The organism is Novosphingobium cyanobacteriorum (assembly GCF_029436685.1).
GTDB classification, from domain to species: Bacteria; Pseudomonadota; Alphaproteobacteria; order Sphingomonadales; family Sphingomonadaceae; genus Novosphingobium; species Novosphingobium cyanobacteriorum.
Genome location: NZ_JAROCY010000021.1, coordinates 61,349 through 79,860, shown reverse-complemented (window position 1 = coordinate 79,860; position 18,512 = coordinate 61,349). Strand labels below are relative to the sequence as shown.

General features: G+C 65.0%; 16 protein-coding genes. 4 read left to right on the top strand and 12 right to left on the bottom strand.

All coding sequences use genetic code 11. The features are described from left to right. Positions 1-373: 373 nt before the first annotated feature. Together POM99_RS18290 and POM99_RS18285 are read right to left on the bottom strand one after the other, a co-directional pair. Entirely contained in the window at positions 374-1,171 is a 798-nt protein-coding gene (locus POM99_RS18290) for a ThuA domain-containing protein (protein ID WP_277280024.1), read from the bottom strand. 1 nt (position 1,172) lies between these two features. Beyond that, positions 1,173-2,183: an NADP-dependent oxidoreductase gene (locus tag POM99_RS18285; protein ID WP_277280022.1), complete on the bottom strand. Its 1,011-nt coding sequence runs from the start codon at positions 2,181-2,183 to the stop codon at positions 1,173-1,175. 141 nt (positions 2,184-2,324) lie between these two features. On the opposite strand from POM99_RS18285, the gene POM99_RS18280 reads away from it, so the two are divergent. Next, the gene (locus POM99_RS18280; RefSeq protein WP_277280019.1) at positions 2,325-4,808 is read left to right on the top strand and encodes a TonB-dependent receptor; all 2,484 of its coding nucleotides are present in this window, start codon (positions 2,325-2,327) and stop codon (positions 4,806-4,808) included. A gap of 275 nt (positions 4,809-5,083) precedes the next feature. On the opposite strand, the gene POM99_RS18275 is transcribed toward POM99_RS18280, so the two are convergent. From POM99_RS18275 to POM99_RS18260, 4 genes are all read right to left on the bottom strand, one after another. Beyond that, positions 5,084-5,512 (bottom strand): nuclear transport factor 2 family protein, encoded by a 429-nt coding sequence (locus POM99_RS18275; RefSeq protein WP_277280018.1) that lies wholly within the window; start codon positions 5,510-5,512, stop codon positions 5,084-5,086. 162 nt (positions 5,513-5,674) lie between these two features. Further along, the gene (locus POM99_RS18270; RefSeq protein WP_277280016.1) at positions 5,675-6,028 is read right to left on the bottom strand and encodes a Rieske (2Fe-2S) protein; all 354 of its coding nucleotides are present in this window, start codon (positions 6,026-6,028) and stop codon (positions 5,675-5,677) included. A gap of 13 nt (positions 6,029-6,041) precedes the next feature. Continuing rightward, entirely contained in the window at positions 6,042-6,572 is a 531-nt protein-coding gene (locus tag POM99_RS18265) for a VOC family protein (protein ID WP_277280015.1), read from the bottom strand. Continuing rightward, complete coding sequence (locus POM99_RS18260; RefSeq protein ID WP_277280013.1) at positions 6,572-7,387, bottom strand: glucose 1-dehydrogenase; 816 nt, start codon at positions 7,385-7,387, stop codon at positions 6,572-6,574. The genes POM99_RS18265 and POM99_RS18260 overlap by 1 nt, the downstream gene beginning before the upstream one ends. Positions 7,388-7,453: 66 nt before the next feature. On the opposite strand from POM99_RS18260, the gene POM99_RS18255 reads away from it, so the two are divergent. Together POM99_RS18255 and POM99_RS18250 are read left to right on the top strand one after the other, a co-directional pair. After that, positions 7,454-7,858: a nuclear transport factor 2 family protein gene (locus POM99_RS18255; RefSeq protein ID WP_277280011.1), complete on the top strand. Its 405-nt coding sequence runs from the start codon at positions 7,454-7,456 to the stop codon at positions 7,856-7,858. A gap of 175 nt (positions 7,859-8,033) precedes the next feature. After that, on the top strand, positions 8,034-10,379 hold the full coding sequence (locus POM99_RS18250; RefSeq protein ID WP_277280029.1) for a putative bifunctional diguanylate cyclase/phosphodiesterase: 2,346 nt from the start codon (positions 8,034-8,036) through the stop codon (positions 10,377-10,379). Positions 10,380-10,383: 4 nt separating this feature from the next. On the opposite strand, the gene purQ is transcribed toward POM99_RS18250, so the two are convergent. Beyond that, entirely contained in the window at positions 10,384-11,064 is a 681-nt protein-coding gene (gene purQ / locus POM99_RS18245) for a phosphoribosylformylglycinamidine synthase subunit PurQ (protein WP_277280009.1), read from the bottom strand. A 1-nt stretch (position 11,065) separates the two neighbouring features. Further along, positions 11,066-11,299, bottom strand: coding sequence for a phosphoribosylformylglycinamidine synthase subunit PurS (purS, locus tag POM99_RS18240; protein ID WP_277280008.1), 234 nt, complete (start codon positions 11,297-11,299; stop codon positions 11,066-11,068). Positions 11,300-11,617: 318 nt separating this feature from the next. Here purS and POM99_RS18235 point away from each other — a divergent pair, with 318 nt between their 5' ends. Beyond that, complete coding sequence (locus tag POM99_RS18235; RefSeq protein ID WP_277280006.1) at positions 11,618-12,211, top strand: TetR/AcrR family transcriptional regulator; 594 nt, start codon at positions 11,618-11,620, stop codon at positions 12,209-12,211. A gap of 281 nt (positions 12,212-12,492) precedes the next feature. Here POM99_RS18235 and POM99_RS18230 read toward each other — a convergent pair whose 3' ends face one another. From POM99_RS18230 to POM99_RS18215, 4 genes are all read right to left on the bottom strand, one after another. After that, the gene (locus tag POM99_RS18230; protein ID WP_277280005.1) at positions 12,493-14,415 is read right to left on the bottom strand and encodes a substrate-binding domain-containing protein; all 1,923 of its coding nucleotides are present in this window, start codon (positions 14,413-14,415) and stop codon (positions 12,493-12,495) included. A gap of 451 nt (positions 14,416-14,866) precedes the next feature. Then, entirely contained in the window at positions 14,867-15,181 is a 315-nt protein-coding gene (locus POM99_RS18225) for a hypothetical protein (RefSeq protein WP_277280003.1), read from the bottom strand. 83 nt (positions 15,182-15,264) lie between these two features. Beyond that, complete coding sequence (locus POM99_RS18220; RefSeq protein WP_277280001.1) at positions 15,265-17,718, bottom strand: TonB-dependent receptor; 2,454 nt, start codon at positions 17,716-17,718, stop codon at positions 15,265-15,267. 145 nt (positions 17,719-17,863) lie between these two features. Next, positions 17,864-18,502: a carbonic anhydrase gene (locus POM99_RS18215; protein ID WP_277279999.1), complete on the bottom strand. Its 639-nt coding sequence runs from the start codon at positions 18,500-18,502 to the stop codon at positions 17,864-17,866. Positions 18,503-18,512 lie beyond the last annotated feature (10 nt).

Below are 18,512 nucleotides of genomic sequence, written 5' to 3'. Positions count from 1 at the left end.
CAGCTGCGTGCTGACGGCGGCATGGCATGAGACGGACACGGGCACGGGCAACCTCCTTCACGACAAAGCGGGAAGGTCAGTCTGCCTCAACCGGCGCCAGCCCGCGCCCATGGGATCTTTTTTCATCTCCGCACCCCGGCAGCGCAGCAGGAAGATTTTCCCCACTGCAAACGCACCAGCGCAAGGCCCCCGTCATGCGGTGACCAGACCCACCCCTGAACGCGTTCAGGGTCCGGCAAGTCTCGCTTCCCTCTCTGCCGGGTAGGGGCTGGGGGTTGGGGTTGCACGCCCGCGTCTGCGAACGTTGGCATCGCCATGAAGCAGGCCGGGTGGATCATGCCCCAGGCCCTTTGTATCCATAAAAGTCAGTTGTTTACCGCGCAGCAACCCAGCGGATCGCATTCTCCACAAGCTGCCGGTAATGCGGGTTTTCATACGTGGCGGGGCCATCGCCCGGCTGCAGGTACACCAGCCGGCTGTTCAGCGCCTGCTTGGTCCAGCCGACAATGTTCGATCCTGCCGGATGCTCCCAACCTTCCCGGCAATGCATCCGGCCCGCCACCGCCAGTTCGGCCGACCAGAAATGGTCGCGGTCGAACACGGCATTTGACCGCAACAGTGGCGTCACGCCGTCCTCGAAAACCTGCCCGAGATAAAGCTCGTCGGTCAGGGTAAAGCTTGTCGGCAGCCCTGCCGTCACCGGATGGTCTGCCACCACCGAAACCTCGTGGGTCACGTCATGGCAGTACCCGCTGTCTGGCACCGCAATGCCGCGCACCTCTCCGGGGTGATAGAAGAACTGCCCGCCCAGCCAGTCGTGATACTCGCCCCAGGTCGGCCATCCCGCCAACGCATGGTGCAGCGCCACCACACCCTTGCCCTGTTCCAGCAGCGCACGGAATCCAGCCTGCAGCGCAGGTGGCGGCTCGCGGTATTCGGGTGCGTGCTGCGGTGCCTCGAAGTCCAGCCCCGGCATGTCATACAGCACCAGCGCGTCGAAATCGCGCATCCCTTCCGGGGTCATCAGCAGCGCTGCGGCGGGCTGGTCCACCATGGTCGCGGCAATGCCGTCCATGCCCTGGAACACCGCGTCAAATGCGGTGCGGTCAAACGGATGGCCGCGCACTGCCACCAGCACCTGCAACGGTGCGCGATGATGGATGATCGGCATATCAGTCCGCCACTTTCACCAGCACCTTGCCCGTGCTCTTGCCGGTCAGCATCCGGTCATAGGCCACCAGCACGTTTTCCAGGCCCTCGGTCTGGTCAAATTCAACCCGCAGTTTCCCTTCGTCGACCCATTGCCGCAGCACGGGCAGGAACTCCGCGCCGCGATGCAGGAAATCGGGAATGAAGAACCCCTCGATCCGCAGCCGCCGCATCAGCACCTGGTCAAACCGTGCCGGGCCGGGCAGGGGGGCATCGTTGTCATAGGCGGCCACCATGCCGCACACCGCCACCCGCCCGTAATGCGCCATGTTGGGCAACACCGCGTCCAGCAGCGGCCCGCCCACGTTGTCGAAATAGGCGTTCACCCCACCGGGTACAGTGGCCAGCCGGGCCGCCACGTCCTCACCCTTGTAATCGATGGCCATGTCCACGCCGATCCGGTCGATCAGGTGGCGGCACTTGTCCGGCCCGCCGGCAATGCCGATCACTTTCGCGCCCAGGTTCCTTGCCGCCTGGCAGGCCATGCTTCCGGTCGCCCCTGCTGCGGCGGACACGGCGATCCATTCGCCCGGCTGCACCGCCGCCACTTCCTTCACGCCCACATACGCGGTCCACGCGTTCATCCCCAGCGCGCCGAAGTGGTCGCGGATATCGGCTACCTCTGCGTCCACGATTTCCAGCCCCGACAGCGCCGGGGTGACCGTGGCATAGTCCGCCCACTGCCCGAACCCGCGCACCAGCGCCCCTGCCGGAAAGGCGGGATCGCGGCTCTCGCTCACCGGGCCCAGCACGAGCCCGCTCATCTTCGCGCCCAGCGGCAGCGGCGGCTGATATCCGTCGGTGCGCGGGCTCATCCACATGCGCGTGCCGGCGTCCATCGAAAGGTACTGCGCGCGAATGCGCACCTCGCCATCCACCAGCGCGGGCAGGCTTTCCTGCTGCAATGACAAGGCAGAGGCGAAGTCGTGGCCCTGGGGGTGCCGGTCAAGGCGCCAGAAGCGGTTGGTTGTCATGGGAATTCCTCTCAAAGCCCTGCCTGCCGCTACGGCAAGGCAGCCTCACCTGATCAAATGGATAGTCTGTCTCAAGTGGCAGGGGCCGTCGGCTCGTCGAAAGAATATCCGCGCGTCTAGAGGTTCAATGGAGAGGATATCATGAAGGGCACCATCAAGGGGCTGCTGCTTGCTTCGTGCATGCTGGGCGGCGCACAGGTTTCATTCGCGCAGGACGCGCAGCCGCAGGCCGGCGCGGCGCCCGCCGGCGGTCTGGAAGAAATCATCGTCACCGCGCGCAAGCGCGAGGAATCGGTCCAGACCGTTCCCGTGGCCGTGACCGCCATCTCGGAAAAGACCATCCAGGCGCGTGACATCACCTCGATCGAAAAGATCGCCGCCGCCACGCCGAACCTCAGCGTCGGCCGCGCCTCCAACGGTTCGGGCGCACAGCTGACCATGCGCGGCATCGGTTCGTCGTCCACCTCGATCGGCATCGAACAGTCGGTCGCCGTGGTCGTCGATGGCGCCTATTACGGCCAGGGCCGCATCATCCAGGAAGGCTTCTTCGACCTGAAGCGCGTTGAAGTGCTGAAGGGTCCGCAGGCGCTGTTCTTCGGCAAGAACGCCACGGCCGGCGTGATCAGCCTGACCACCAACGATCCGGGCAACGAGCGCGAGTTCATCGCACGGGCCGCCTACGAGTTCAAGGCGAAGCAGTACCTCGGTGAATTCATCGCCTCGGCCCCCCTGTCCGACACCTTCGGCGTGCGCCTCGCGCTGCGCGGCTCGATCATGGACGGCGCGTATTACGACAACGTCTCGGTCCCGCGTACCTATGTCACCGCCGACGTCGCCAACGGTTTTGCCCCCACCCCGCACACCGCCAGCGTGGCGTCCGATGGCCCCGGTGAGCGCGAGTTCCTCGGCCGCCTGACGCTGAAGTACACGCCCACCAGCGATCTCACCGTCACGGTCAAGGGCAGCTTCGACTACAACAAGACCAAGAACAGCTCGTGGAACTATGTCGCCTACAACTGCGGCCTCGCCTCGGGCGTAAGCCAGCTTTCGGGCTACAAGTGCGGTACCGACTTCGTCACGCACCAGAACAACATCCCGGCCGATATCGCCAAGACCTTCCCGTTCTCGGAAGAAGACGGGCAGCTTTACAACCGCTACCGGTCGTGGGCGGTCAACGGCAACATCGTCTACACCACTGGTGACGTGACCATCAGCTCGGTCACCAACTACAACACCAACAACAACCGCTGGGCCTGCGCCTGCGATTTCCAGTCGAGCAACAACGGCACCTGGGCCACCGAGAACTCCACCTGGCGCGCGTTCAGCCAGGAACTGCGCGCGCAGACTGCGTTCGATGGGCCGATCAATCTCATGGTCGGTGGTCTCTATCAGAAGACCAAGCGCCTGTTTGATCAGAACGTGATGTTCGCGGGGCTTGAGAACAGCGCGGCCTCGCCCGCCAACCGCTATCTTGCCGGCAGCAAGTCCAGCTTCACCGATGGCGAGACCGGCGCGCTGTTCGGCCAGGTCACCTGGAAGGTGCTGCCCACCGTCGAAGTCGCCGGTGGCGTGCGCTACACGCACGAGACCAAGAAGAGCTTCTTCGTCCAGCCCTACAACAACCCGTTCCTCACCACGGGCGGCGGCCTGCCGATCTTCCGCGGCGCGGATTCCCCGGATGGCCTCGGCGTGATCAACGCGCGCCAGGTCTTTGACGACTGGTCGCCGGAAGTGACGCTGACATGGAAGCCGCAGCAGGGCATCCTCGTCTATGGCGCCTACAAGACGGCGTACAAGTCGGGCGGCTTCTCCAACGGCGGCATCAACTCGCTGCTGTCCACCGATCCGCTGGGCGACCTTACCTTCAACCCGGAAAAGGCGCGCGGCTTCGAAGCGGGCATCAAGACCACGCTGGCCGACAACCAGCTGCGCCTGAACCTCACCGCCTTCACCTACAAGTATGGCGATCTGCAGGTCGACTTCTTCAACTCGCCGATCTTCGCGTTCCAGACGCTGACCGCCGATGCCCGCACCAAGGGCGTTGAGGCCGAGTTCGAGTTCGCCCCGCGCTCGCTCGATGGGCTCAACGTCCACGGCTCGATCAACTACACCCGCGCCCGTTACACCAGCTTCCCGCTCGGCCCCTGCTATGCAGGCCAGACCCCGGCGGAAGGCTGCAACCTGACGGCGTCGGGCGCGGTGATCGGTGCTGGCGGCACCGGCGTTCGCCAGAACCTTTCGGGCCGTCCGCTCTCGGTCGCGCCCGAATGGACCGGCGCGTTCGGCGTGGGGTATGACACTGCGGTGGGCAGCGGCTACAAGCTGGGTCTCAACATCGATGCCCGCTTCTCCAGCAGCTACCTCGCCTCGGGCTTCGGCGCGGAGCATTCGAAGCAGGACAAGTACGCCACGCTCGACGCCGGCATCCGCTTCGGCGCCGAAGATGACAACTGGCAGATCGCGCTGATCGGCAAGAACCTGACCAACACGTTCTATGTCAGCGGCGTGGTCGATGGTCCTTCCACGGGCGCAGGCACCGGCACCGCGGGCGGCCTCCATGCCGACCAGCTCGGCTTCGGCAACCTGCCGCGCACCGTGCAGGTCAGCGTCACCAAGCGCTTCTGATCCACGGATCGGAAATGTAAACGGAATGGGCGGGGCCGCAAGGCTCCGCCCTTTCTGCATCTGGAATGGCGGCACGATCGTCTCGCCGCACATGGGCCGAACCCCCACCCCCGGCCTCTCCCCAGCGGGGAGGGGAGCGAGACTTGCCGAACCGAAGGTTCGCTAGTCGCAGCCGGGTGGGGGCTCGGCAGCGGTTGGGGAAGTACCAGTTGCAAATAAGGCGCGGGAAGCAATGCCTCCCGCGCCCCTCGCGCCCTCCGGGTCCGGAAGCTGGTTCAGCAGCCCTTGGGGGCGTGCTGGCGGTGAATGTTGCGGAACGACCGGCTCTTGAACAGCCACTTGCCGTCGATCTTCACGCAGGTGTCTTCATAGACGCCGCGGTCGCGCATGGTCACGCCGTTCTGGTCATAGACCTCGCTGGTATAGCTGCGCATTGTGGCGGTATCGCCGTTCACTTCGATCGAGCCGGGCCAGGCTTCGAACATGATGCCGGGATAGCTTTTCATCGCCTCGATCCACATCGCCTTGATCGCCGGGCGGCCGCGCGTGGTGCCAAGTTCGGGATAATCCGGCAGGCTCCACTCGGCATCCTCGGCCCAGGTCGCGGCCCAGTCTTCGGCATCGACGCGGGTCACCGCATCGGCATAGGTTTCCAGCAGTTCGCGAATGGCCAGGCGGTCTTCGGCAGGGCCGGTAAAGGGCATCAGATCTCTCCCGTTGTTCGGTGTTGGCGGCAGAGTACCACCCAGCGCCCCCGCGCAAACTATGCGATAGGTCAGGGCACCGGGGTCAGAAGGCGCCAGCGCATGCCGGCAACAAGACGCCTGGCCAATCCCGTCAGCCCGGCTCCCGAACCTCGCTTCCGCTTACCCGGCCATCACCGGCAGTTCTTCCATCCCCGGCGCGGCATCGGGCACGCACACCTCGATCACGCCATCGGTCACCCGCAGGGGGAACGTGCGCAGGTCCTTGTACGTCCCGCCGATGCAGCGGCCGTCGGCCATGTTGAAGCGCGCGCCATGCAGCGGGCACATCACCGCGCCACGGCGGATGCGCCCGGTGGAAAGCAGTGCGGCTTGGTGGGTGCAGCGGTCGTTCACCGCATGAAGGCCATCTTCGGTCTTGCCCACCAGCACGTACCAGCCGTTGACCTTGGTCGCCAGCTTGCCCTCGGCGGGGAACTCGGTTTCGGGGATCAGGGCATGCCAGCCGTCAGTCACGTCTCGGTCTCTTTCAGGAAAGGGATATGGTCTTGATGATCTCGCCGCCCGCATAGTCCTTCGCCGCGCGGGAGACAAAGTCGTAGAATCCGGTCAGCGTCGGCACCGGCGCATAAAGCTCGGTCATGTGGCCCAGCGTGGCGGTGGTGTCGGCAAAGGCGAAGACGAAGCCGTCGTTCATCTCCGCGCGCAGCGCCGTTTCCACGCTGCGCGCGGCGAACCGGGCCAGCGCCGCGTCCACGTCATCCACGAACAGCGCCACATGGTGCAGGCCCCAGCGGCCCGATCCTTCGGGATACATGTCGTGGAAGGGGGAAGGGCCGGGATTGTTCTGCTGCACGAACTCCACCATCACCTCGCCCCACTGGCCATAGGCGCTGGAATGGTCGACCGTGCGCTCCACGCCGCGGTGCACCGCACGGGCCAGCGGAATGTTGTCCGCCACGAAGAAGGGGCCCGATCCAAAGGCCTCGTGATGCGCCCGCGCGGCCTCGCGCACGTCTGCGCAGAAATAGGCGACCTGGCGGATGGGCAAGTGCGCCATCAGATAGAGGCTCCGCCATCCACGCGGAACTCCGCGCCGGTGGTAAAGGCGGATTCGTCGCTGGCGAGATAGACCGCCATCGCCGCGATCTCTTCCGGCCTGCCCAGCCGGCCGACCGGGTGAACCTTCACGAAGCTCCGGTACAGCGCATCGGGATCGTCGCTCTGCGCCAGAACCTTGTCGATGATCGGGGTGTGGATCGCGCCCGGATGGATCGAATTGCACCGCACCGGGTAACCCTTCTCGGCAAAGTGCAGCGCGCAGGATTTGGTCATCAGCGTCACCGCCGCCTTGGCCGCATTGTATGCCACCAGGTTGGCCGATGCGCGCACGCCGGAAAGCGAGGACATGTTGATGATCGAGCCGCCATGCGCCTTCATCTTCGGCAGCGCGGTCTGGGTGCCCAGGAACACGCCCAGCACGTCGATGTCCAGCTCGTGCCGGAACTGGTCGAGCGTGACCTCCTCGATCGAGCCCAGCGTGGTGATCCCGGCGTTGTTCACCAGCACGTCGATCCGCTCGAACGGAGCCAGCGCGTCCTGCCAGTTCTGCTCGCTGGTCACGTCCAGCGGCACGAAGCGGGCACGGCCGAGTTCGCCCGCCAGCGCCTCCCCCGCCGCGCGGTCGATGTCCGCGATGATGGCCTCGGCGCCTTCGGCCACAAAGGCGCGGGCGATTGCCGCCCCCACGCCCGATGCCCCGCCGGTCACGAATGCCAGTTTGCCCTCAAGCCTGCCTGCCGCCACGATCTGCGTCCTCTCGCTTATCTTGGCGTCTGTCCTACCCGCTGCGGGCAGCTGCCGCGCGCTAGCCATATCGCTAGGTTTATCGGGCGGCCAAACCGGCGGAAACTGCGGGAAATTCACGAGAGGATAGCGTCCATGACTCCCGAGCAGATCCAGCAGTTCGTCGTCGATCTCTATGCCGCCACCGGCGTGGGCGATTGGGACAAGGCCGCCAGCATGCTGACCGACGATTTCTTTGTGACCGAGGCCGATAGCCTGCCGATGAAGGGCGTCTATCGCGGCAAGCACGCGCTGCGCGATCTCTATACCAAGGTCATGGGCATGATGGACGTCGCCGGGCTCGATGTGGTGGAAACCTGCCCGGGCAAGGATCATGCGGTGACGATCCTGTCCTTCCGCTTTGCCGATCCATCGCTGGCGCCTGCGCATTTGTGCGAACTGTTCCGTTTCCGCGATGGCAAGGTTTGCGAGATTCGCCCCTATTACTTCGATCCCGCGCCGATCGTTGCGGCGTGCGAAGCAAAGGCTGCTCTCGCCTGAATACAAGTTTAACTATATCAATTGTTTAATCTGATTTCGGGCGGTCGGTCTGGCCGCCCGAAAGTTTGGCTCGCTTACCTTTGGGCAAGGAATTCCCGTTATCTGATGGAGCGTGACCAAGGCTCGCCAGATCATGCCCGCCGAAGAGGCTGCCGATGCTGTCGGCAGCGGCCCCATGCCCAAGCTGCCGGTCCTGGCGGTGCTGGGCCTGAGCGATCCGGCAGAGGGCGATTGGGGGCGGCTGCGCGGCCTGCAGTATTCCAGCCTTGCCCGCCTCACCCATGCCCGCATGCTGGCCCACGCGCTGTCTGCGCTGCTGGTGCTGCGCACGCTGGCGGGCGCGGTCCACCTTGCCTTCCTCGTGGGTTGGGTCGCGCTGCTGGTCGGCGTGCTGATCTATGGCGCACGCTTCGATCGCAGCCTGCAGGATGCCGATCGCCGGCGCATGTCGCGGCAGGAAATCCATTACCAGACGGTCAGCACCGCAATCACCGGCGCGGTCTGGACCATTCCCCTGCTGGTCTTCTCCCACTTCGCCGATGATTCGCAGCGGATGGGCGTGTGGTCGATCATGTCGATGCTCATGGCCGGCATGGCCGTCGCCTTTGCCGCAGTGCCGCTGGGCACCGTGCTGTTCGGCGCCATCCTCGGCGCATCGGGCGTCCTGACTTTCGCCATCTATGGCAACTGGACTGCGGCGGCGGTGGCCTGCTCCTTCGTCATCATCGTCTCGATCGGCAGTGTCGAAGCGGCCCGGACCTTCCTCGGCGCCAAGGTTGCCGAGGCAGGCATGGCCGAAAAGGCCGAGGTCGTCTCGCTGCTGCTGCGCGAGTTCGAAGAGGGTGAGGCCGACTGGCTGTGGCAGGTCGATACTGCGCGCCGTGTCCGCTCCGTTTCCCCCCGCTTCGCCTTCGCGCTGGGGGATGACCCGGAGGACGTGGAGGGCAAGCCGCTGATCCAGCTGATCGCCGGCGATGCCTGGGAAAGTGGCCACTTCCATTCCTCGCTGCATGATCTGGCCGAACGGCTGAAGCGGCGCGAGAGCTTCGCCAACGTGCTGGTCCGCGTCACCTTGCGCGGTTCGCACCGCTGGTGGGAACTGTCCGCCTCGCCCAAGGTGGATGACGACGGCAACTTCGCCGGCTTCCGCGGCGTCGGGTCCGATGTGACCGAGCAGCGCGAAAGCGCCGAGAAGATCTCCTACCTCGCCCGCTATGATACGCTCACCGGCCTGCCCAACCGCATGATGCTGACCGAGGCGCTGGGCGATGCCATGCGCTATGCCGACCAGTGGCGCACCCGCTGCGCCTTCCTGATGATTGACCTCGATCGGTTCAAGGCGGTCAACGATACGCTCGGCCACCTGGTGGGGGACCAGCTGCTCGCCCGCGTGTCTGATCGGCTGAAGGCCTTGATGACGCAGAACGAGCTGTGTGGCCGGTTGGGTGGCGACGAGTTCGCCATCGTGATCCGCGACGCCGCCGACACCGAGCGGGTCAACGCCGTGGCTGAAGCGGTGATCCAGTCGCTGTCGCTGCCCTACGAAGTGGACCACCACACCCTGTTCGTCGGCGCCAGCGTCGGCTCTGCGGTGGGCCCGCGTGACGGGGCGACGGTGGAGACGCTGATGCGCAATGCGGACCTCGCGCTCTACCGGTCAAAGGACGAGGGCGGCGGGCAGCACTGCACCTACGAACCCGCGCTGCATGCCCATGCCGAGGAGCGGCGGCAGCTGGAGTTCGCGATGCGCCACGCGCTGGAACGCGGCGAATTCAGCCTGGTGTACCAGCCGGTGGTGGACGCGACGAGCGAGGAGGTGCTGAGCTTCGAGGCGCTGCTGCGCTGGACCAGCGCGGACCACGGCTTCATCAGCCCGGCCAAGTTCATCCCGCTGGCCGAGGATACCCGCCTGATCGTGCCGATCGGCGAATGGGTGCTGCGCACCGCCTGCCTCGAAGCGGTCAACTGGCCCGCGCCTGTGAAGGTGGCGGTCAATGTTTCGGGCGAGCAGCTGCTCGACCCCTACTTCGCCGAGACCGTGGTCAGCGCGCTGGCGCAGAGCGGGCTGCCGCCGCACCGGCTGGAGATCGAGGTTACCGAAAGCATCTTCGTCCGCGATGGCACCACCGCGCAGGCGACGCTGGAGCGGATCATGTCGCTGGGCTGCGGCGTGGCGCTCGACGACTTCGGGACCGGCTATTCCTCGCTTGGCTACCTGCGCAAGATGCGCTTTTCCACCATCAAGGTGGACCGCAGCTTCGTGCAGGGCGCGGCCAAGGACAACCCGGAAAGCCTGGCAATCGTGCGCGCCGTGGTGGCGATGGCAGACAGCCTTGAGATGTCCACCACCGCGGAAGGGGTGGAAACCGAGCTGGAGCTGGAAGTGATCCGCCGGCTCGGCTGCAAGAAGATCCAGGGCTACTACTTCGGCCGCCCGATGCCGAACCTTGAGGCGCGCAATCTCTTCGCCGGCTATGGTGCCCTGCCTCAGCAGGAATTGCCGCAGGGCACCGCCGCCTGACGGATCAGGCCGAGACGCCCAGGCTGCCGAGCACGCTTTCGAACAGGCGGCGCCCGTCGGAACCGCCCTGCGCTTCTTCGATCATGCGTTCGGGGTGCGGCATCATGCCCAGCACGTTGCCCGCTTCGTTCAGCACGCCGGCGATATCGCGCTGCGACCCGTTGACCGGTTCGGCATAGCGGAAGGCGACGCGGCCTTCGCCTTCGAGCCGATCGAGCGTGGCTTCATCCGCGAAGTAGTTGCCATCGTGGTGGGCGACCGGGATGGTGATCGTCTGCCCCTTGAAGTAGCGCGCGGTGAACAGCGACTGGCTGGTTTCCACCGTCAGCTTCACATCGCGGCAGACGAAGCGGATGCCGGCGTTGCGCATCAGCGCGCCGGGCAGGAGGCCCGCCTCGGTCAGCACCTGGAAGCCGTTGCACACGCCCAGCACCGGCACGCCGCGCCCGGCCTGCTCGACCACCGCCTGCATCACCGGCGAGCGGGCGGCCATGGCGCCGGAGCGCAGGTAGTCGCCATAGGAGAAGCCGCCGGGCAGGGCGATGAAGTCCAGCCCCTCGGGCAGCCCGGCATCGCCGTGCCACACGCGGTGGACGGTGCCGCCGCAGATCTCCTCGATCGCCACGGCCATGTCGCGATCGCAGTTGGAGCCGGGGAAGGTGATGACGGCGGCGGAGAAAGCCATATCAGGCGACCTTTTCGATCCGGTAGTTTTCGATGACCATGTTGGCCAGCAGCTTGCGGCACATCTCGTCCAGCGCCTCGTCGGTCACGCTGTCGGCCATGTCGAGCTCGATCAGGCGGCCGGCGCGGACATCGTTGACGCCGGCAAAGCCGAGCCCTTCGAGCGCGTGGTGGATGGCGCGACCCTGCGGATCGAGCACCCCGTTCTTGAGGCTGACGTGAACGCGCACCTTCATGGGCGAATGGCCTTTCGTAACCGGATATGGGGACGGGAATCGCCGCTGCCTATGCCCCCGTTGGCCGGAAAGGGCAAGGTGGCGAGGTTGACACGGTTGACACTGTCCAATGGGTAAAACCCGGTTTCCCGCCACGCCTTCGCCACGCCGCGCCCCGCATCGGCGAAAATGGCGGAAAACTGCGGGTTTCTATGCATCATGGTCTGCTTATACCAGATTTGCGGCGTGTAGGAAAATCGGGCCTGTAGGACATTATTTGACAGACACGTCTGTTATTAACCTTTCGTCCGTGCTAGGCTTCACGCCATGCCGAGAAAGATGCCCGAGAACCGCCTGGACAGGATCCACGCCGCCGCCTGCGCCGCCTTCCTGAAAAAGGGATATGGCGGCACGAAGATGGAGGATATCGCCGCCAGCGTGGGCGTGGGGCGTTCCGCGCTCTATGCCAGCTTTCCCACCAAGGAGGCGCTGTTCCGGGGGCTGGTGACCAACCTTGTGGAGCACGCGCTGCCGCTGGAGCGCATCCTGCAGGGCATCGAGGCGCAGACCCTGCCCGAGGTGCTGGGCGACCTGATCGCGCGGCTGACCTTGGCGATGTCAAAAGGGGCGGGGCCGGTGCTGCACCGGCTGATCATTGCCGAAGGGGCGCAGTTTCCCGAACTCGGCCGCGCCTATCGCAAGGGGGTGCTGCAGCCTCTGGTGACCACGGTGGAAGGGCTGCTGGAACTCGGCGTGCGCCGTGGCGAATTCACGGCGCCCGACACCCGGCTGGCGGCGCAGCACATTGCCGGGGCTATGATCATGACCGTGCTGTGGCCCAGGGTGTTCGACCCGCGCGCCAGCAAGGCGAAAGTGCTCGAGGCCGCGAACGCCCTTGCCGGGATGCTGCTTTACGGGGTTTTGAAGCGATAGGTGTGTGGTGTGATGGGAGAGATTGGTATACTGTCCCCGGAACTCCTGGCTGACGCAGGAATTCAACTATCGCGGGCGGATGCTTTACGACCAGGTGGGCGTGAAGACGCCATTGATACGCTAAAACCGGGGATAGGACGGGCAGACCTGCCATGCTGGCGGGACGGTTCGTCTTTTCCGCCTGATCGCGCCTTGTTGTCCTAGGCGCGCGAAAGCAGCGCCGAACGAAAGACGGCCCCGGACTGCTCCGGGGCCGTTGTCCGACCGGGCTCTGCGGGGTGTCAGAGGCCCGAGCCGGCGGTGCAGCCGGGGTTGGGGCCGGCTTCGTTGTAGATCGTGTTTGCGCCCTTTACGAAGCTGGCTTCGGTCGGAAGGTCGGCGAGGGCCAGCTTCTTCTTGCCATTGCCGAGGCCGGTGGCGGTCGGCAGGCCATTCTGGATGTAAAGGCTGCGGGTGCCGAGAAGCTGCGATCCGGACTTCTGCTTCGACCGCTTGAGGAAGGTCTCGGTGATCGCGATGGTCCATGCCTTGGGCAGCGGGGCGATGCCCATCTGCGCCTTGATCCCCAGCTTCGGCGCGATCTCACCCGTGAAGATGTTGGCCGAAAGCGGACGGTTGGCGGAATCGACCTTCAGGTTGCCGAGCGAAGCGTTGAGGAAGGTGACCAGCGCGTTGCGCACCGCCGGGCTGGCGAAGCAGGTGCCGGTATCGAACTGGGTGGTGCCGGTGATCGGATAGCCCGCCACCGGGTTCGAGAGGACGGCCGAGCCCTGATACAGTGCGTTGTACCAGTCGAGCGGGTTAGACCGGCTGAGGGCTCCGCCCTTGACGTAGGCGCCGGACTTGCTGGTTTCGGGAGGCAGGATGCTGGTGCCGAAAGCAGCGGTGGCGTTGAGCGCGGTGGGCAGCAGGAACATCGGCTTGCGCGTGGCGGCGCTGTTGCCCTGTTCGAGCGCAGCGGCGTGCAGGGTCTGGCCCGCCGAGGGGCGCACGAAGTCTGCACCGATATAGCCGAGCTTGCCATTGAGCAGCACGTTGGCATCGCTCGCCGAAGCCTGATCAGGCGCGAAGTTGATCGCCGAGGCGACCTTGCCCGAACCATCCGCCAGCAGGAACAGGCCCGGCGTTTCGGCACCGTTGGTGGTGTCGATGGCGGAGCCGGTCCAAACCGCGCCGCTGATCATGTTGGTGGTGCCGGCAAAAGCGGTGCCGTTGGTGGCTGATGCCTTGTAGGGCGCGTCGGACCGGAACGCGGTTAGGGTGATGCCCGAAGCAGTGTTGTAGGGCAGGGCTTCGGCAGGGTTGAGATACTTGTTGGGGCCGGTCATGCCGGCGGAGTTGCACACTGCGGCCAGGTGCCGCGTGAAGATGTCGGTGGTGCCTGACTTGTCGAGACGGCCGACAAGGCGGATCGGCACGCCATCGCTGTTCCAGCGCGTGACGTCGTCCGCCGGGTCCATCAGCGAGACTGCCCGAGTGCCCTTGCGCAGGTTCAGCGCCTTGATCTTGGGATCGTTCCAGTTGGTGATGTAGCCGTTGAAGATGCCGCAATAGATGTTCTTCGACATGCGCAGACCGCCGATCACGGTGCCCTTTACCGTCACCGGCGCCATCACGTTGAAGGACAGGTCCTTGTTTTCAGCGACCTTGTGGCCATAGACCGGGTTGTAGGCGACTGCGACGGGCAGCACGTAAAGCGGAAACTGGATCGCCGCGCCGGCCTTTTTGGCGCCAACAGCGCTGGCGTTGAAGGTATCGAGATCGGACTGCGCCAGCGGCGAATCCGACATGATGAAGTGCGGGTTGGTCCAGGTGGAGCCGAACGCGGACGGGAATATCTTGCCCGCGCTGCCATCGAAGAAGGACGAGGCGTCGATGTTCCTGAGCGCGGTCTTGCCGCCACCCGAGCCGGTGGAGATGTAGCGGCCGGTGATCTGCTTCTGGATCGTGCGCTTGGCGCAGTTGAAGGAGCCATCGTTGCCGGGATAGGCGCCTTCGGATACCGTGGCGGTGGTGCCGTCGTTCTTGCCGACCTGTTCGAAGCCGCCGACGCAGTTCAGTTCACGCGGAAGCACGACAGCCACCGACGATGCGCCCATGCCGTGCAGTTCGGCTTCGGGAAAGATGACCTGGGCCTGCGCTCCAGTACCGGTGAACGCGGCAACCGCGGTCGCTACCATCAAGGTGTTCTTGCTGCTGATCATTGGAAGGTCCTCCATGGCGAGCATACGCCAACGCCCATTTCGCCATCGCGTGCGGGCTGGAGAGATGATCCAATGGTAATGTTACAAGAAAGACTAACTTATGTTATTTGTTACAGGCGATGGCTTCAACTCGCGCAAAAGCGTAAGCGATCCGTAGTAATCCCTATCGCATGCCAAATTTGAAAATACTTTAAAATACTGATTTAAGTATATTTTTAATTGAACTCCAGGCTCGAAGAGCCGTTGTGCACTGTGCTGGTTATCGTCTTGAATCGACAAAGCGCCCTGTGCATGCGGTGCAATGTATCCGCGAATCCAGCGTCATTCGCTCAGATTGCGCCAAACTAAAGTTATCTTGGGCGGTGAAAGGCATACTGGTTGCAACGGGAATTCCAACGGGAATTCAACGGGAATTCAACGGGAATTCCGGGGACAGTATACCTAACTCTCATCACGCCTCTCCCCCGCGCGGCTTCGGTCCGGGTCTTGCAGGGGTGAGCCTGCGTCCGCATTCGGCCTCCTGCCGGGCGATCCACTCTTCGGCGCCCAGCAGCCGCCCTTTTCGCAGGCGCGCTTCGATCGCGTCCGCCACGGCTTCGCCCGCGGTATCGAGCCCGCCCGCCTCAAGCCCCCGGGCCAGCATCGCCCGCCAATTGGGAACATGCGCGCCAAGCGCGGCGATGTCGGTCAGCGGATCGTCCGCCGCCCGCCGCCCGGCGATGTGGCTGCGCGCGCTGGACCAGCGCCAGTCCTGCGCCGCGCCCACCATCCCTCCGCGAATTCCGGGACGGTATACCCAACTCTTGAAGCGGTAGGGGCCGGGTAGGGAGCGCCCGGTGAAGATGCGGCCTAGAACGTGACCCTTGCGCCCAGCTGGAGGGAGCGGGGGGCGCCGGGGGCGTAGAAGGTGGAGTGGCGCAAGGGGCTTTCGCCATCGGTTTCAGACTGGCCGAAGGGCGTGGCGACGAACAGACCAGCGGCATCGAAGGCCGTGGCGCCGAGTTGGGCGGCGGTGGCATAGCGCAGGTCGAACAGGTTGCGGAGGGTGGCGAAGACGGTGAGCGCGGGCCTGGGCTGCAGATCAAGCCCGAGATTGAACAGGGCATAGCCGGAGGTCTTGCCCGGGCCGAGGTAATGGACGCCATCGGGCTGATGACGGTTGTTCTCGTTGCCGCGCGCATAGACGCCCGAGGTTGCCACCATGTCCATCCGCAGGATGGCCTGCCGGATGGGGCTCCATTGCGCGGCCGCCTTGAACAGGTGACGGGGGATCAGGGGAATCCGGTTTCCCGCAACGATCGGAATGTTGCCTTCGAGACCCGCAGCCGGGGCATCGCTTGACGAATTGGCCGATCCGCCCACGATTTCGCCCGAGCGGTAGGTGGCATCGAGGAGGGTGTAGCTGCCGGTCAGCGAAAGCGGGCCGAACTGGAGAGCGGCTTCCAGTTCGATGCCCTGGCGGCGCGTCTTGCCGAAATTGCGGAAATAGCCGTAGCCGGAGGGATTGTCGGTGACGAACAGGATATCGTCTGCGGCGTCGGTGTGGAAGAGATTGGCGCGCAAGGTCCAGTTGCGGCCCTGTGCCGACAGGCGCAGATCGAGCGTGCCGGCCACGACCTGCCGCAAGGGCGGATCGCCCGCAAGCGCATTGGGCAGGCGGCAGGGGCTCTCCGGATCGGAGCAGCCAAGTTCGACCGCCGAGGGCGTGCGCGATGCCTTTGACCAGGTCAGCGCGAGGGTGGTGGCTGGCGATGGCTGCCAGGACAGCCCGACCGAAGGATTGAGGCGACTGAACACGGGATCACTGTCGAGCGAGCCGGTTCCGCCGCCGGGCGTGATCCGATCCCGGTTGTGGAACACGGTGCGATCGAAGCGTGCGGCAAGATCGAACTGCAGCCCCTTGGCGATCTGGGCGCTTTCCAGCGCATAAAGGCCAAGGCTGGAGTTTTGGCTGTGCAGATCGACCCGGGCGTCGAAGGCATCGTCGGACAACTGGCTGCCATCGGCGAAGGCGCCCGGGCCATTGACCGGCACGACCGTGCGATCAGGCAGGAGATAGGCGAACTGCGTGGTCTGCCGGAAAGTGGCGCTGGCGCGGACATAGGCGATGCCGAAGGTGAACTGATGGCTGATGCCCGCGAACTGCATCCTGGCCACGAGCTCGCCCGAAAGCCCCCATTCACCCTGACGGGTGCGGGATCGGTTGGCGAGGCCGTTGCAGGTTTCGTTCGGCTCTGTCCCAAGCTGGACGTTGGCGATGCAGCGCCACTTCGGGAAGGGGGTGTTGCCGGCGCTTTCGCCAGAGGTGGGGAAGCCGGTGTATCCCGCGGCGATCAGCGCGGCCTGTTCCGGCGCTGTCGGCTGATAGGGATCGGAGCCGAGGACGTCATCGTTCACATCGCCATTGAAGGTGGCTGAACGCGTGTGCCGCCAGAAGGCGTTGCCCCGCAGGGTCAGGGCGGGGGAGAGGGTGCGGTTGGCCTTCAGGTTGACCAGCCAGGCGCGTGTCCTGGTTTCATCGGGCGCAGTGTAGATGCTGCGGCGATCCGCAGCGAGCAGGCGCATTTCCTGCAGGCCGTTGCCGTTCAGATCGGTATCGGCAAACAGCCCGGACAGCGCGATATCGCCATTGGTTCCGGCATGGCCCAGCTTGGCGAACGCGCGGGTTGCGCGCGATGGTGAAAGCGGACGCCAGCCCTGTTCGCGGAAATGATCGGCAGTGGCGAACCAGTGAAAGGCTCCGGCGGTGTGACCGCCCCAGCTGGCATTCGCGGCAAGGCGGCCAAAGGAGCCGCCGCTGGCCTCCATGCCCAGGCCGGGATCGGTGATGCCATCCCGCGTGTTGATGGTGATGGCGCCGCCAAGCGAATTGCGCCCGAACTGTGGCGACGTACTGCCGACAACGTCAATCCGGGCGATCGCCGAATTGGGGATCAGGTCCCAGTTCACGACTTCGGCAAAGGGCTGGTTGATCCGCACCCCGTCAACAAACACCGAAAGCCCTTGCGGCGTGCCGAAGAGTGGCGAAGCGACAAACCCGCGAAAGGCGATGTCGGGCTGCAGGGGATTGCCCTGAAGCTCGTTGACGGTGATGCCGGGGGCCATACGAAAGAGGTGTTCGCCCAGCCCGGTGGCGCGGGAGGCGGCGAGGTCGCTGTCACGCGTTTCGATGGTTCCGTCGTCAGGTCCGAGCGGGGTTGCGGTGACAACGATCTGGCCCGCAACGACTTCCTGCGCGCAACCGGCTTTGGGAACCGCGCACAAGGCGCCTGCAAGGGCGGAAAGGAGTGCGATGCGCTGCATCGTTTGGCCCTAACATCCGGTCAGGCCGGATCAAGATCACGGTTCATCCTGATAACCAAAGGCAGCGCACTTAAAGGCCAAACGAGGGCGATCATCCCGGCGAGGAACCACCGGAATGGGCCGATGGCTGCTGCCCCGGGAAGCTCTAGACCAACACCCTTTCAGGGGCGCCGACGTCTTCGAGGTTGGTGGCGGCGTTGATATCCAGCAGCGGTTTGATCAGGCCGTCGCGCAGGTCGTAGACCCAGCCGTGGAGGGTGAGGGGGCGGCCCTGGGCGAAGGCGGCCTGCACGGTGGGCGTCTGCGCGAGATGGAGCAGCTGATCGCGGACGTTGATTTCCACGAGGCGGTTCACCCGCTCGTCGTGATCGTGGAGGCATTCCACCGCGCTGCGGTGATCGTTCAGCACATCGACGACATGGCTGAGCCAATGGCCGACCGGCCCCGAGGGAAGGGTGCCGAGCGAGGCGGCGATGCCGCCGCAGCCATAATGGCCGCAGATCACGATCTCGTTCACGCCGAGGGTCATCACCGCGAAATCGAGCACCGCCATGAGGTTGGCATCGTCAGGCCGCACGAGGTTGGCGATGTTGCGGTGAACGAAGAGGCCGCCGGGCGCGGCCTGGGTGAAGTGATCGGGCTGGACGCGGCTGTCGGAGCAGCCGATCCACAGGAACGCGGGCTTCTGCCCATCCAGGCGACGGGTGAAGAATTCGGGGTCTTCAGCGAGCTGTTCGGCCGCCCAGGCGCGGTTGTGGAGAAGAAGTTGGGGAATTTCCTGCATCGGGGTTCCA